This window comes from Micromonospora sp. DT228, assembly GCF_049841595.1.
Taxonomy (GTDB): Bacteria; Actinomycetota; Actinomycetes; order Mycobacteriales; family Micromonosporaceae; genus Micromonospora.
Genome location: NZ_JBNCKO010000012.1, coordinates 149,480 through 164,355 on the forward strand (window position 1 = coordinate 149,480; position 14,876 = coordinate 164,355).

General features: G+C 71.5%; 13 protein-coding genes. All 13 read left to right on the plus strand.

Features of this window, described 5'->3' with window-relative positions:
* Window positions 1-50 precede the first annotated feature (50 nt).
* The 13 genes from pyrR to metK all read left to right on the plus strand — a co-directional run bounded on the left by pyrR (window position 51) and on the right by metK (window position 14,848).
* Window positions 51-635 carry a bifunctional pyr operon transcriptional regulator/uracil phosphoribosyltransferase PyrR gene (gene pyrR / locus ACLQ29_RS23580; protein WP_425773646.1) on the plus strand — a complete coding sequence of 195 codons (585 nt, stop codon included), beginning with the start codon at window positions 51-53 and terminating at the stop codon, window positions 633-635.
* Window positions 632-1,558 (plus strand): aspartate carbamoyltransferase catalytic subunit, encoded by a 927-nt coding sequence (locus ACLQ29_RS23585; protein ID WP_124821248.1) that lies wholly within the window; start codon window positions 632-634, stop codon window positions 1,556-1,558. The genes pyrR and ACLQ29_RS23585 overlap by 4 nt, the downstream gene beginning before the upstream one ends.
* Entirely contained in the window at window positions 1,555-2,832 is a 1,278-nt protein-coding gene (locus tag ACLQ29_RS23590) for a dihydroorotase (RefSeq protein WP_425773647.1), read from the plus strand. The genes ACLQ29_RS23585 and ACLQ29_RS23590 overlap by 4 nt, the downstream gene beginning before the upstream one ends.
* Window positions 2,832-4,031: a glutamine-hydrolyzing carbamoyl-phosphate synthase small subunit gene (gene carA / locus ACLQ29_RS23595; RefSeq protein ID WP_425773648.1), complete on the plus strand. Its 1,200-nt coding sequence runs from the start codon at window positions 2,832-2,834 to the stop codon at window positions 4,029-4,031. Before ACLQ29_RS23590 ends, carA begins: the two co-directional genes overlap by 1 nt.
* Entirely contained in the window at window positions 4,024-7,371 is a 3,348-nt protein-coding gene (carB, locus tag ACLQ29_RS23600) for a carbamoyl-phosphate synthase large subunit (RefSeq protein ID WP_425773649.1), read from the plus strand. Before carA ends, carB begins: the two co-directional genes overlap by 8 nt.
* Window positions 7,372-7,503: 132 nt before the next feature.
* Window positions 7,504-8,547, plus strand: coding sequence for a quinone-dependent dihydroorotate dehydrogenase (locus ACLQ29_RS23605; protein ID WP_425773650.1), 1,044 nt, complete (start codon window positions 7,504-7,506; stop codon window positions 8,545-8,547).
* Window positions 8,548-8,787: 240 nt separating this feature from the next.
* Window positions 8,788-10,062: an adenosylmethionine--8-amino-7-oxononanoate transaminase gene (locus ACLQ29_RS23610; RefSeq protein WP_425773651.1), complete on the plus strand. Its 1,275-nt coding sequence runs from the start codon at window positions 8,788-8,790 to the stop codon at window positions 10,060-10,062.
* Window positions 10,063-10,125: 63 nt separating this feature from the next.
* Complete coding sequence (gene pyrF / locus ACLQ29_RS23615) at window positions 10,126-10,962, plus strand: orotidine-5'-phosphate decarboxylase (RefSeq protein WP_425773652.1); 837 nt, start codon at window positions 10,126-10,128, stop codon at window positions 10,960-10,962.
* Window positions 10,963-11,140: 178 nt separating this feature from the next.
* Complete coding sequence (gene mihF / locus ACLQ29_RS23620; protein WP_030335662.1) at window positions 11,141-11,458, plus strand: integration host factor, actinobacterial type; 318 nt, start codon at window positions 11,141-11,143, stop codon at window positions 11,456-11,458.
* 25 nt (window positions 11,459-11,483) lie between these two features.
* A complete protein-coding gene (locus ACLQ29_RS23625; protein ID WP_425773653.1) occupies window positions 11,484-12,017 on the plus strand; it encodes a guanylate kinase in 534 nt (177 codons plus the stop codon).
* 63 nt (window positions 12,018-12,080) lie between these two features.
* Entirely contained in the window at window positions 12,081-12,344 is a 264-nt protein-coding gene (gene rpoZ, locus ACLQ29_RS23630; protein ID WP_007075826.1) for a DNA-directed RNA polymerase subunit omega, read from the plus strand.
* 14 nt (window positions 12,345-12,358) lie between these two features.
* Window positions 12,359-13,567: a bifunctional phosphopantothenoylcysteine decarboxylase/phosphopantothenate--cysteine ligase CoaBC gene (coaBC, locus tag ACLQ29_RS23635; protein ID WP_425773654.1), complete on the plus strand. Its 1,209-nt coding sequence runs from the start codon at window positions 12,359-12,361 to the stop codon at window positions 13,565-13,567.
* An 87-nt stretch (window positions 13,568-13,654) separates the two neighbouring features.
* Window positions 13,655-14,848, plus strand: coding sequence for a methionine adenosyltransferase (gene metK, locus ACLQ29_RS23640; RefSeq protein WP_357411592.1), 1,194 nt, complete (start codon window positions 13,655-13,657; stop codon window positions 14,846-14,848).
* The last annotated feature ends 28 nt before the right edge of the window (window positions 14,849-14,876 follow it).

Sequence of the window (14,876 nt, forward strand, 5' to 3'; positions counted from 1 at the left end):
CCCGACATCCTTTAACGACCCGTCCCGTGAGGCGGGGAAGGAGGTCCGCCGTGGCATACCCACCGGCTGCCCGCCCGTCACCACTGCGACAACCCTCGGTGAAGGTGATCCTCGCCAGCGCCGACGTGCAACGCGTGGTCGACCGCATCGCCCACCAGATCCTGGAGAAGACCCAGGGCGCCGCCAACACGGTGCTTCTTGGGATTCCCACCCGCGGAACCCCCCTCGCCCGGCGGCTCGCCGACCGGATCAGCACCTTCGAGGACGTCGCCGTTCCGGTAGGTGTGCTCGACATCACCCTCTACCGCGACGACCTGCGCCGGCAGGCCACCCGCGCGATCGGCCCGACCGAGCTGCCGCCCGGCGGGATCGACGGCAGGCGGGTCATCCTCGTCGACGACGTGCTCTTCTCCGGCCGCACCGTCCGGGCCGCGCTCGACGCGCTCAACGACGTGGGCCGACCGGCGTCGGTGCAGCTCGCCGTCCTGGTCGACCGTGGCCACCGGGAGTTGCCGATCCGCGCCGACTACGTCGGCAAGAACATCCCGACCTCGCTGGCCGAGAGCGTGAAGGTGACGTTCGCCGAGACCGACGGGACCGACGAGGTCAAGCTCTACGGGGGTGCCAATTCATGATCAAGCATTTGCTCTCCGGCGGGGACCTGGACGCCGACACCGCCACCGAGATCCTGGACACCGCCGCCGAGATGGCCACCGTCGCTGGCCGGGAGATCAAGAAACTGCCCGCGCTGCGCGGCCGGACCGTGGTGAACCTCTTCTACGAGGACTCCACGCGTACCCGGATCTCCTTCGAGGCGGCGGCGAAGCGGCTCAGCGCCGACGTGATCAACTTTTCCGCGAAGGGGTCCAGCGTCACCAAGGGTGAGAGCCTGAAGGACACCGCGTTGACCCTGCAGGCCATGGGCGCCGACGCCGTCGTGGTGCGACACCCCGCCTCGGGCGCCCCGCACCGGCTGGCCAACTGGGTCGACGGGTCGGTCGTCAACGCCGGCGACGGCACCCACGAGCACCCCACCCAGGCGCTGCTGGACGCGTACACCATGCGGGCCCGGCTGGGCCGGCTCGCCGGCCTGTCGGTCGCGGTGGTCGGGGACGTGCTGCACTCCCGGGTCGCCCGCTCCAACGTGCTGCTGCTCTCCACCCTCGGCGCCAAGGTCACCCTGGTCGGCCCGCCGACCCTGATCCCGGTCGACATCGCGGGCGCCCTCGCCCCCGCCACCGACGTCTCCTACGACCTCGACTCCGTGCTGCCCAACGTGGACGTGGTGATGATGCTGCGCGTGCAGCGGGAGCGGATGAACGACTCCTACTTCCCCTCCGCGCGCGAGTACGCCCGCCGCTACGGGCTCGACGGCCCGCGGATGCGCCGGCTGCCCGAGCACGCGATCGTGATGCACCCCGGCCCGATGAACCGGGGGATGGAGATCACCCCCGAGGTCGCCGACTCACCCCGCTCCACAATCGTCGAACAGGTCACCAACGGTGTCTCCGTGCGGATGGCTGTTCTTTACCTGCTGCTCGGAGGGAACAACCGGTGACCGCGTACCTGATCACCAGCGTGAGTGTCGTCGGCGGCGCGCCGACCGACCTGCTGATCCGCGACGGCCTGGTCGCCGAGGTCGGCCCCGGCCTGTCCGCACCGGACGCCGCGGTCGTCGACGGCACCGGGCTGGTCGCCCTGCCCGGCCTCGTCGACCTGCACACCCACCTGCGCGAGCCCGGTCGGGAGGACGCCGAGACCGTCGAGTCCGGGTCCCGCGCGGCGGCCCTGGGTGGCTACACCGCGGTCTGCGCGATGGCCAACACGTCCCCGGTCGCCGACACCGCCGGCGTGGTCGAGCAGGTCTGGCGGCTCGGCCGGGAGGCCGGTCTGGTCGACGTGCAACCGATCGGCGCGGTCACCGTCGGGCTGGCCGGCGAGCGCCTGGCCGAGCTGGGCGCGATGGCCGACTCCGCGGCCCGGGTGCGGATCTTCTCCGACGACGGGCACTGCGTCGCCGACCCGAAGCTGATGCGCCGGGCCCTGGAGTACGTCAAGGCGTTCGACGGGATCATCGCCCAGCACGCCGAGGAGCCCCGGCTCACCGAGGGCGCGCAGATGCACGAGGGTGAGGTCTCCACCCGACTCGGTCTGATCGGCTGGCCGGCGGTCGCCGAGGAGGCGATCATCGCCCGGGACGTGCTGCTCGCCGAGCACGTGGGCAGCCGCCTGCACGTCTGCCACGTCTCCACCGCCGGCAGCGTCGAGGTGCTGCGCCAGGCCAAGGCCCGCGGGGTACGCGTCACCGCCGAGGTCACCCCGCACCACCTGCTGCTCACCGACGAGCGGGCGGAGAGTTACGACCCCGTTTTCAAGGTCAACCCGCCGTTGCGGACGGCCGCGGACGTCACCGCGCTGCGCGCCGCGCTCGCCGACGGTGTGGTCGACGTGATCGCCACCGACCACGCCCCGCACGCCGTGGAGGACAAGGAGTGCGAGTGGGCGTACGCCCGGCCGGGCATGCTCGGCCTGGAGACGGCCCTGTCCATCGCGCTCGACGTGCTCGGCCCCGAGTGGGACCTGATCGCCGAGCGGATGTCGCGTACCCCCGCCCGGATCGCGGGGTTGACCGGGCACGGCGTTGACCCCGCGCCGGGTGTGCCGGCCAACCTGACCCTGATCGACCCGGCCGTCCGCCGCACCATCGAGCCGGCGGAGCTGGCCAGTCGCAGTCGCAACACCCCGTACGCCCGCATGACGCTGCCGGGTCGCATCGTGGCGACCTTCCTGCGCGGCGAGCCGACGGTCCTGGACGGAAAGGCTGTCAAGTAATGGTCAAGCGCAGATCCGCGATCCTGGTCCTCGAGGACGGGCGCACGTTCCCCGGTGAGGCGTACGGCAGCGTCGGGGAGACCTTCGGCGAGGCGGTCTTCAACACCGGCATGACCGGCTACCAGGAGACCCTGACCGACCCGTCCTACCACCGGCAGGTGGTGGTGCAGACCGCCCCGCACATCGGCAACACGGGCGTCAACGGCGAGGACGACGAGTCCGGCCGGATCTGGGTGGCCGGTTACGTGGTGCGTGACCCGGCCCGGATCGGCTCGAACTGGCGGGCCACCGGCTCCCTGGAGGATCGCCTCGCCACCGAGGGCGTGGTGGGCATCAGTGGGGTGGACACCCGGGCGCTGACCCGGCACCTGCGCGAGCGGGGCGCCATGCGGGTGGGCATCTCCAGCGTCGACAACGACCCGCAGAGTCTGCTGGCCCGGGTCCGCCAGGCGCCGCAGATGGTCGGCGCGGACCTGTCCGCCGAGGTGAGCACCGCGCAGCCGTACGTCGTCGAGGCCCAGGGCGAGCACCGGTTCACCGTGGCCGCGCTGGACCTGGGCATCAAGCGCAACGTGCCGCGTCGGCTGGCCACCCGCGGGGTGACCACCCACGTGCTGCCGGCGTCGTCGAGCATCGACCAGTTGCTCGCCACCGGCGCCGACGCGATCTTCCTGTCGCCCGGCCCGGGCGACCCGGCCACCGCCGACGGCCCGGTGGCGCTGGCCCGGGAGGCGCTGCGGCGGGAGGTGCCGCTGTTCGGCATCTGCTTCGGCAGCCAGATCCTCGGTCGGGCGCTCGGCTTCGGCACCTACAAGCTGGGCTACGGCCACCGGGGCATCAACCAGCCGGTGCTCGACCGGGTCACCGGCAAGGTCGAGGTGACGAGCCACAACCACGGCTTCGCGGTCGACGTGTCGAGCCGCGAACAGCGGCTCGGCGCGGTCAAGGTGCCGGGCACGGGCGCCGGCGCGGTGGTCCCCGACCAGGTGATCGACACCGACTTCGGCGGCGTACGGGTGTCGCACGTCTGCCTCAATGACAACGTGGTCGAGGGGCTGCGGGCCGTGGACGTGCCCGCCTTCACCGTCCAGTACCACCCGGAGGCGGCGGCCGGTCCGCACGACGCGGACTACCTCTTCGACCGATTCGCTGATCTCATCGAGGGCCGGACCCACAGCAAGGGGCGCAGCAATGCCTAAGCGGACCGATCTCAAGCACATCCTGGTGATCGGCTCCGGGCCGATCGTCATCGGGCAGGCCTGCGAGTTCGACTACTCCGGCACCCAGGCGTGCCGGGTGCTGCGCAGCGAGGGGATCCGGGTCAGCCTGGTCAACTCCAACCCGGCGACGATCATGACGGACCCGGAGTTCGCCGACGCGACGTACGTCGAGCCGATCACCCCGGAGTTCGTGGAGCTGGTGATCGCCAAGGAGCGCCCGGACGCGATCCTGGCGACCCTCGGTGGGCAGACCGCGCTGAACACGGCCGTCGCCCTGCACGAGGCCGGCGTCCTGGAGAAGTACGGCGTCGAGTTGATCGGCGCGAACATCGACGCGATCAACCGGGGCGAGGACCGGCAGCTGTTCAAGGAGATCGTGGCGAAGGCCGGCGTACGCCTGGGCGTCGACGACCCGACCGCGCTGGTGCCCCGCTCCCGGGTCTGCCACTCCATGGACGAGGTCGAGGCGACAGTCGCCGAGCTGGGCCTGCCGGTGGTGATCCGGCCGTCGTTCACCATGGGTGGTCTGGGCTCCGGCATGGCGCACACCCCGGAGGACCTGGCCCGCATCGCCGGCGACGGCCTGGCCGCCAGCCCGGTGCACGAGGTGCTCATCGAGGAGAGCGTGCTCGGCTGGAAGGAGTACGAGCTCGAGCTGATGCGCGACCGGCACGACAACGTGGTGGTGGTCTGCTCGATCGAGAACATCGACCCGATGGGTGTGCACACCGGCGACAGCGTCACCGTGGCCCCGGCCATGACGCTCACCGACCGGGAGTACCAGCGCCTGCGGGACCTGGGCATCGCGGTGCTGCGCGAGGTCGGGGTGGACACCGGCGGCTGCAACATCCAGTTCGCGGTCAACCCGGTCGACGGCCGGATCGTCGTGATCGAGATGAACCCGCGGGTGTCGCGCTCCTCGGCGCTGGCCTCGAAGGCGACCGGCTTCCCGATCGCGAAGATCGCCGCGAAGCTGGCCATCGGCTACACCCTGGACGAGATCCCCAACGACATCACGTTGAAGACCCCGGCGGCGTTCGAGCCGTCCCTGGACTACGTGGTGGTGAAGATCCCCCGGTTCGCGTTCGAGAAGTTCCCCGGCGCAGATCCGGAGCTGACCACCACGATGAAGTCGGTGGGTGAGGCGATGAGCCTCGGGCGTAACTTCACCGAGGCGCTGAACAAGGCGATGCGCTCGATGGAGACCAAGGAGGCCGGTTTCTGGAGTGTGCCGGACCCGGCCGGCGTCAGCCTGGCGGACACCCTGGCCGCGCTGCGGATCCCGCACGACGGCCGGCTCTACACCGTCGAGCGGGCGCTGCGCCTCGGCGCGTCGATCGCCGAGGTCAACGAGGCGTCCGGCGGGATCGACAGGTGGTTCCTGGACCAGATCGCGGCGCTGATCGAGCTGCGCGCCGAGATCGTCGACGCGCCGGTGCTCGACGCCGAGCTGCTGCACCGGGCCAAGCGGGCCGGGCTGTCCGACCGGCAGCTCGCCGCGTTGCGCCCGGAGCTGGCCGCCGAGGACGGCGTACGGACCCTGCGGCACCGTCTCGACGTGCGCCCGGTCTACAAGACTGTGGACACCTGCGCGGCCGAGTTCGAGGCGACCACGCCGTACCACTACTCGTCGTACGACCTGGAGACCGAGGTCGTGCCGTCGGACCGGCCGAAGGTGCTGATCCTGGGCTCCGGCCCGAACCGGATCGGGCAGGGCATCGAGTTCGACTACTCCTGCGTGCACGCGGTGCAGGCGTTGCGGGCGGCCGGCTACGAGACCGTCATGGTCAACTGCAATCCGGAGACGGTCTCCACCGACTACGACACCGCCGACCGGCTCTACTTCGAGCCGCTGACCTTCGAGGACGTGCTGGAGGTCTGGCACGCCGAGGACTCGTCCGGCCGGGCGGCCGGCGGGCCCGGTGTGGTCGGCGTGGTCGTGCAGCTCGGCGGGCAGACCCCGCTGGGGTTGGCGCAGCGGCTCAAGAACGCCGGGGTGCCGGTGGTCGGCACCTCCCCGGAGTCGATCCACCTGGCCGAGGAGCGGGGCGCGTTCGGCGCGGTGCTGGCTCGGGCCGGGCTGCGCGCCCCGGCGCACGGCATGGCCACGTCCTACGACGAGGCCAAGACGATCGCCGACGAGATCGGCTACCCGGTGCTGGTCCGCCCGTCGTACGTGCTGGGCGGGCGGGGCATGGAGATCGTCTACGACGACCCGACGCTGCGCGACTACATCGGTCGGGCCACCGACATCTCCCCGGACCACCCGGTGCTTGTGGACCGGTTCCTGGACGACGCCATCGAGATCGACGTGGACGCCCTCTGCGACGCCGACGGCGAGGTCTACATCGGTGGGGTGATGGAGCACATCGAGGAGGCCGGCATCCACTCCGGCGACTCGTCCTGCGCGCTGCCGCCGATCACCCTGGCGGGCTCGCACCTGGCCGAGGTCCGCCGCTACACCGAGGCCATCGCCCGTGGCGTCGGCGTCCGCGGCCTGCTCAACGTGCAGTACGCCCTCAAGGACGACGTGCTCTACGTGCTGGAGGCCAACCCGCGGGCGTCGCGTACCGTGCCGTTCGTCTCCAAGGCCACGGCGGTGCCGCTGGCCAAGGCTGCGGCCCGGATCGCCCTCGGCGCGCGCATCGCGGAGTTGCGGGCCGAGGGTCTGTTGCCCGCGACGGGGGACGGGGGCACGATGCCCGCCGACTCGCCGGTCGCGGTCAAAGAGGCGGTGCTGCCGTTCAAGCGCTTCCGCACCCGCGCCGGCAAGGGGATCGACTCGCTGCTCGGCCCGGAGATGAAGTCGACAGGCGAGGTGATGGGCATCGACACCAACTTCGGGCACGCCTTCGCCAAGAGCCAGTCTGCCGCGTACGGGTCGCTGCCGACGGCCGGGAAGATCTTCGTTTCGGTGGCGAACCGGGACAAGCGCGGCATGATCTTCCCGATCAAGCGGCTGGCCGATCTCGGCTTCGAGATCGTGGCGACCACCGGCACCGCCGAGGTGCTGCGTCGGCACGGCATCGCCTGTGAGCAGGTCCGCAAGCACTACCAGGCTGGCGAGGGCGATGACGCGGTGTCGCTGATCGGCGGCGGCCAGGTGGCGCTGGTGATCAACACGCCGCAGGGGTCGGGCGCCAGCGCCCGCTCCGACGGCTACGAGATCCGCAGCGCGGCCGTCACCGCCGACATCCCCTGCATCACCACGGTGCCCGGCGCGGCGGCGGCGGTCATGGGCATCGAGGCGCGCATCCGCGGCGACATGCAGGTACGCCCCCTGCAGGATCTGCACGCCATCCTCCGGGCCGCCCAGTGACCCTCCGCCCCTCCTCGTTGATCATGAGGTTATTGCCCACTCGCACGGCGTGTCGGCGCAACAACACCATGATCGACGGGGCGGGCGCGGGGGTTGGGCGAGAGTGGGGGAGTGGGAGTGGGATGGGGTGGGTTGATGTTTGAGCAGGCGGTACGGCCGTTGTTGTTTCGGGTTGGGGGTGGGGACGCCGAGGCGGCGCACGAGTGGACTCTGCGGCGGTTGGCGGCTCTGTCGCGGCGGCCGGCCGCGCTCGCCGCGCTGCGGGCCCGGTACGCGGTCAGCGCGCCGCGCACGGTGTTCGGCGTGCGCTTCCCCAACCCCGTCGGGTTGGCCGCGGGAATGGACAAGGACGGCGCGGCGCTGCCGGCCTGGCCGTCCCTCGGCTTCGGTTTCGTCGAGGTCGGTACGGTCACGGCGCACGCCCAACCGGGCAACCCACGGCCGCGGCTGTTCCGCCTGCCGGCCAGCGAGGCCGTGGTCAACCGGATGGGCTTCAACAACGCCGGGGCCGCGGCGCTGGCCGCCCGGCTGACGGCGCTGCCCCGCCCGCTCGGGGTGCCGCTGGGCATCTCGTTGGGCAAGTCCAAGGTGACCCCACTGGAGGAGGCGGTCGAGGACTACCTCGCCTCGTACCGGGCGCTTCGTGGCCACGGCGACTACTTCGCGGTGAACGTGTCCTCACCCAACACGCCGGGGCTGCGTTCCCTGCAGGATCGTGCCCACCTGGACGCGCTGCTCGGCGCGTTGGTGGGGGAGAAGCCGGTGCTGGTCAAGATCGCACCCGATCTGACCGAGGCGGCGATCGCCGAGTTGCTGGAGGTCTGCCTGGCCCGCGGCGCCGCCGGGGTGATCGCCACCAACACCACGCTGTCCCGTGCCGGGCTGGCCACTGTGGACGCCGATCGCGGCGCCCAGGCCGGTGGTCTCTCCGGTCGGCCGCTCACCGGACGGGCCCGGGAGGTGGTCGACTTCGTGCACCGGGAGACCGGTGGCCGGCTGCCGGTCATCGGCGTCGGCGGTGTGTTGGACGCGGACGACGCGGCGCGGATGTTCGACGCCGGCGCCGCCCTGGTGCAGCTCTACACCGGCTTCATCTACCGGGGTCCGGCCCTGGTCCGCGCCGCAGCCCGCGCGGCGGCCAGCACTGCGGCACCGGACCCCGTCGCGGGCCGGTGAGCGCCCCCGGCCCCGGTGCTGGCCCGGCGCAACAGGATGCCGGGTCCGCTCCGGGCTGAGCAGCACAGGCCCCGCTGTTGCCCCTTTGCTCTGCACCCGTAGGTGCACCACCCACGGCGCGACACCCGGCCACCGGGTGTCGCATCCGCGGGTGCAGAGCAAAGGCGGTGGTGGAGGAGGGGTTCGACCCCGCTGTAGGACGTCCGCCGTCCGGACCGCTTGAGGCGCAGAGGAGTACGCGTGACACCCGAGGAGATCCTGGCCGCCGATCGGGCCCACGTCTGGCATCCGTACGCCACGCTGCCGCCGACGAACCCGCCGTACGTGGTGGAGAGCGCCGAGGGGGTGCGGCTGCGGCTGGCCGACGGGCGGGAGCTGGTGGACGGCATGTCGTCCTGGTGGGCGGCGATCCACGGCTACCGGCACCCGGTGCTGGACGCGGCGGTGACCGACCAGCTCGGGCGGATGAGCCACGTGATGTTCGGCGGGCTCACCCACGAGCCCGCCGTACGGCTCGCCCGGAACCTGGTCGAGCTGACCCCGGATGGTCTGGAACACGTGTTCCTGGCCGACTCCGGCTCGGTGAGCGTCGAGGTGGCGGTGAAGATGTGCCTGCAGTACCAGCGGGCCGTCGGTCGACCGCTGCGGCGCAGGTTGGCGACCTGGCGGGGCGGCTACCACGGCGACACGTTCCACCCGATGAGCGTCTGTGACCCGGAGGGCGGCATGCACCACCTCTGGGGTGACGTGCTGCCCCGGCAGGTGTTCGCCCCGGTGCCGCCCGGCGGCTTCACCGACCCGCCCGACGACGCGTACGTGGCGGCGTTGGCGGAGACCGTCGAGCGGCACGCCGACGAACTGGCCGCGGTGATCGTCGAGCCGGTCGTCCAGGGCGCCGGGGGGATGCGGTTCCACCATCCGGGTTACCTGCGGGTGCTGCGCGAGGTGACCCGGGCGCACGGGGTGCTGCTGATCTTCGACGAGATCGCCACCGGGTTCGGCCGTACCGGTGCGATGTTCGCCGCCGAGCACGCCGGCGTGACGCCGGACGTGCTGTGCCTGGGCAAGGCGCTCACCGGGGGCTACCTGACGCTCGCGGCGACGCTCTGCACCCCGGAGGTCGCCCGGGGCATCTCCGCCGCCGGCGTGCTGGCGCACGGACCCACGTTCATGGGCAACCCGTTGGCCTGCGCGGTGGCCAACGCCTCCATCGGGCTGCTGCGGGGCGGGGACTGGGCGGCCCAGGTGGCCAGGGTCGGTGCCGGCCTGAGCGCCGGCCTGGAGCCCCTGCGCGGTGCGCCCGGCGTGGCCGACGTGCGGGTGCTCGGCGCGATCGGGGTGGTCCAGCTCGATCACGACGTCGACCTCGGCGCGGCCACCGTCGCCGCGGCGGATCAGGGTGTGTGGCTGCGCCCGTTCCGCGATCTGGTCTACACGATGCCGCCGTACGTCACCGACGACGCCGACCTGGCCCGGATCACGGCCGGGGTGGCGGCGGCGGTGGCGGCCGGCTGAACCGCTTCGTCAAGGGACACCCGGGAGGCGCTCCGCCGCCCGGCAGGAGAGAGGGAGTACCGGATGGAGAGCTTCGGAACCCGGCTGCACCGGGCGATCAGCGAGCGGGGGCCGCTCTGCGTCGGCATCGACCCGCATCCCGGTCTGCTGGCCGGCTGGGGCCTCCCGGACGACGTTTCGGGACTGGACCGGTTCGCCCGGACGGTCGTCGAGGCGCTCGGTGACCGGGTTGCGGTGGTGAAGCCTCAGTCGGCCTTTTTCGAGCGATTCGGATCCCGCGGAGTGGAGATCCTTGAGTCAACTATCCGACAGTTACGGAATGCTGGCTCGCTCGTTCTCCTCGACGTGAAACGCGGCGACATCGGCTCGACGGTGCGCGCGTACGCCTCGGCGTATCTCGATCCATCCAGCCCGATGTATGTCGACGCGGTCACCGCGAGCCCCTACCTCGGAGTAGGTTCGCTGGCGCCGATGTTCGAGCTGGCCGCCGAGCACGGCGGCGGAGTGTTCGTGCTGGCCCTCACTTCCAACCCCGAGGGCGCGGCCGTGCAGCGGGCGCGCACGGCTGACGGCCGCACCGTGGCGCAAACCGTGATCGACGAGATTTCCCAGCTCAACAGGGGTGCGACTCCGCTGGGAAGCTTCGGTCTGGTGGTCGGCGCGACCATCGGTGACACCGGTCACGACCTCTCCGACGTACGGGGTCCACTGCTCGCCCCGGGGCTCGGCGCGCAGGGTGCGGGCGCCGCCGATCTGCGTACCGTCTTCGGCTCGAGCCTCGCCTCGGTGCTCCCGTCGTACTCCCGGGAAGTGCTCTCGGCCGGCCCCGATGTCGACGCCCTGCGGGCCGCCGCGGACCGGGTGCTGGCCGACTGTCGGGCCGTTCTGCCTGCCCGGTGACTGACTGACGGGTCGGTCACCTTACGGTGATCATGCGGCCCCCACGTTGCCGAAAGCTCCGTTGGCCGCTAGTTTTCCCCGCGCTGGGAACCATGGACCCCTTGGTTCACAGCGACACCACGTTTCACAGATGCGGCGGTGCGCCCCGCCCGCCGCGATAGGGACCTGAGGAGAACTGGTGCCGCTCCCGTCACTGACCCCCGAACAACGCGCTGCCGCGCTCGAGAAGGCCGCGGAGATCCGCAAGGCCCGTGCTCAGCTGAAGGAGCAGCTCAAGCAGGGCAAGACCACTCTTGGTGCCGTCCTCGAGCGCGCCGAGAGCGACGACGTCGTCGGAAAGCTCAAGGTTTCGGCCGTCCTGCAGGCCATGCCGGGTATCGGCAAGATCCGGGCTACCCAGATCATGGAGAAGCTCAAGATCGCCGACAGCCGTCGCCTGCGTGGCCTCGGCGAGCAGCAGCGCAAGGCACTGCTTGGAGAGTTCGCCGCCAACTGAACCTGGCAGCGTGTAGAAACAAGCAGTGAGCACGGATGACGAGGCGCGCCCGGCTGCTCGGCTCACTGTCCTGGCTGGACCTTCGGGTTCCGGCAGGGAGAGTGTCGTCGAGTTGGTCCGGGCGCGTTCTCCGTCCGTGTGGATCCCGGTGCCGGTAACCACCCGCCCGCGCCGGGAGTCGGAGATCGACGGGGACGACCGCGTCTTCCTCGCCCCCGCCGAGTTCGATCGCCGGCTCGCCGTGGGCGAGCTGCTGGAGTGGTCCCGGATCGGCGGATACCGCCGGGGCACGCCCTACCCGCCGCTGCGGGCCCGGCTCGACGCCGGGCAGCAGGTGCTGCTCCCGCTCGACCTGCCCGGCGCCTCGCTGGTGCGGGCGCGCCTGCCCGCCGCGCGGCTGGTGCTGCTGAGCCCACCCGGGTACGCACCCGACCCCGCCGTGACGGCCGCCTTCGCGCACACGCTGACCCATGACCGCACCGAGCGGGTGGTCGACGAGCTGGTAGGCTTACTCGGTTCTTCTTATCCGGACCCGGCCTGGTCGCGCGTGCGCGGCTGACCGCCGGCGCCGTTGAGACTCAGCACCGCGTGCGCGCGGCTCGAAAGACGCAGAGGTTAATTCGTGGGATCCATCGCCAACCCCGAAGGCATCACCAACCCGCCGATCGACGAGCTCCTCGAGAAGACGACGTCGAAGTACGCGCTTGTCATCTTCGCCGCCAAGCGCGCGCGTCAGGTCAACGCCTACTACAGCCAGCTCGGCGAGGGCCTGCTGGAGTACGTCGGCCCGCTCGTCGAGACCACCCCGCAGGAGAAGCCCCTCTCCATCGCCATGCGCGAGATCAACGCGGGCCTGCTCACCGCCGAGCCGACCGACCAGCCGTAAGCTCCCGCCGGCCGATGTCCGCCTCGATCGTCCTCGGGGTCGGCGGCGGCATCGCCGCCTACAAGGCGTGTGAGCTGCTGCGACTCTTCACCGAATCGGGCCACCGGGTTCGGGTCGTGCCGACCGCGTCGGCGCTCCGCTTCGTCGGGGCGCCGACCTGGGCGGCGCTCTCCGGCCAGCCGGTCGCCGACGACGTCTGGACCGACGTCCACGAGGTGCCGCACGTCCGGCTCGGTCAGCAGGCCGACCTGGTGGTGGTCGCGCCGACCACCACCGACCTGCTCGCCAAGGCCGCGCACGGGCTCGCCGACGACCTGCTGACAAACACCCTGCTGACCGCCCGCTGCCCGGTGCTGCTGGCCCCGGCCATGCACACCGAGATGTGGGAGCACCCGGCCACCGTGGCCAACGTCGCCACGCTGCGCTCCCGGGGGGTCCGGGTCATCGACCCGGCCGTCGGGCGGCTCACCGGCGTCGACACCGGCAAGGGTCGGCTGCCCGACCCGGCGGAGATCTTCGCCGTCGCCCGTCGGGTCCTGGCCCGGGGCGACTCCGCGCCCGCCGACCTGGCCGGACGCCGGGTGGTCGTCACCGCCGGTGGTACCCGGGAGCCGCTGGACCCGGTCCGCTTCCTGGGCAACCGCTCGTCGGGCAAGCAGGGGTACGCGTTCGCCCGCGCGGCGGTCGCCCGAGGCGCCCGGGTCACACTGATCGCGGCAAACGTCTCCCTCGCCGACCCCGCCGGCGTCGACCTGATCCGGGTCGGCACCACCGCCGAGTTGCGGGAGGCGACGCTGAAGGCCGCCGTCGAGGCCGACGCGGTGGTGATGGCGGCGGCTCCGGCCGATTTCCGGCCGGCGACCTACGCGCCTGGCAAAATCAAGAAGTCCGACGACGGCGTCGCGCCCACCATCGAGCTCGTCACGAACCCGGACATCGCGGCGGAGCTCGGCCAGCGCAAACGACCGGAGCAGCTGCTCGTGGTGTTCGCCGCCGAGACCGGCGATGCCGAGGCCAACGGCCGGGCGAAACTCGCCCGGAAGCGGGCCGACCTGATCGTCATCAACGAGGTCGGTCCCGATCTGGTCTTCGGCGCCGACACCAACACGGTGACCGTCGTCGGCGCGGACGGCTCGGTCAGCCGGCTTCCCGAGCAGGCCAAGGAAGCCGTGGCCGATACCGTCTGGGATCTCGTCGTGGCGCGTTTGCCAGTCCGCTCCTGACGGGTGGAACAGAGCGCGACCGGTCCCTACACCGGCCGCAGTGGTGATTAGACTGCCGCGGAACGACCTCACACGCTTAGGAGTGCCGTGACACGCCGCCTCTTCACGTCCGAATCGGTCACGGAAGGCCACCCGGACAAGATCGCCGACCAGATCAGCGATGGCATCCTCGACGCGTTGCTGACCGAGGATCCACACAGCCGGGTCGCGGTGGAGACCATGATCACCACTGGCCAGGTGCACATCGCCGGTGAGGTGACCACCAAGGCGTACGCCGACATCCCGACGATCGTCCGCCGTACCATCCTCGACATCGGCTACGACTCGTCGAAGAAGGGCTTCGACGGGGCGTCCTGCGGCGTCAGCGTCTCCATCGGCGCGCAGTCCGAGGACATCGCGCAGGGCGTGGACAACGCCTTCGAGCTGCGTACCGGGGCGTCGGAGAGTGCGCTCGACGCGCAGGGCGCCGGCGACCAGGGCATGATGTTCGGCTTCGCCTGCTCGGAGACGCCCGAGCTGATGCCGTTGCCGATCGCCCTGGCCCACCGGTTGGCCCGCCGGCTGGCCGCCGTGCGCAAGGACGGCACGATTCCCTACCTGCGGCCGGACGGCAAGACCCAGGTGACGATCGAGTACGAGGGGCTGCGCCCGGTCCGGCTGAACACAGTTGTCGTGTCCAGCCAGCACGCCGCGGACATCTCGTTGGACTCGCTGCTCACTCCCGACGTGCGCGACCACGTGATCGCCCCGGAGCTGGAGAGCCTCGGTCTGGACACCGACGGCTACCGGCTGCTGGTGAATCCGACCGGCCGGTTCGAGATCGGTGGCCCGATGGGTGACGCCGGCCTGACCGGTCGCAAGATCATCGTCGACACCTACGGCGGGTACGCCCGTCACGGCGGCGGCGCGTTCTCCGGCAAGGATCCCTCCAAGGTGGACCGCTCCGCCGCGTACGCGATGCGCTGGGTCGCCAAGAACGTGGTCGCCGCCGGCCTCGCCGAGCGCTGCGAGGCGCAGGTCGCCTACGCCATCGGCAAGGCCCACCCGGTGAGCCTGTTCATCGAGACGTTCGGCACCGAGACGGTGCCGGTGGCCTCGATCGAGAAGGCCGTCGCCGAGGTGTTCGACCTGCGCCCGGCCGCGATCATCCGGGACCTCAACCTGCTCCGCCCGATCTACCAGCAGACCGCCGCCTACGGCCACTTCGGCCGGGAGCTGCCGGACCTGACCTGGGAGAGCACCGACCGGGCCGCCGACCTCAAGTCGGCCGCGGGAGCCTGACCGCCACCACGCGCAGCGACCGGCGACC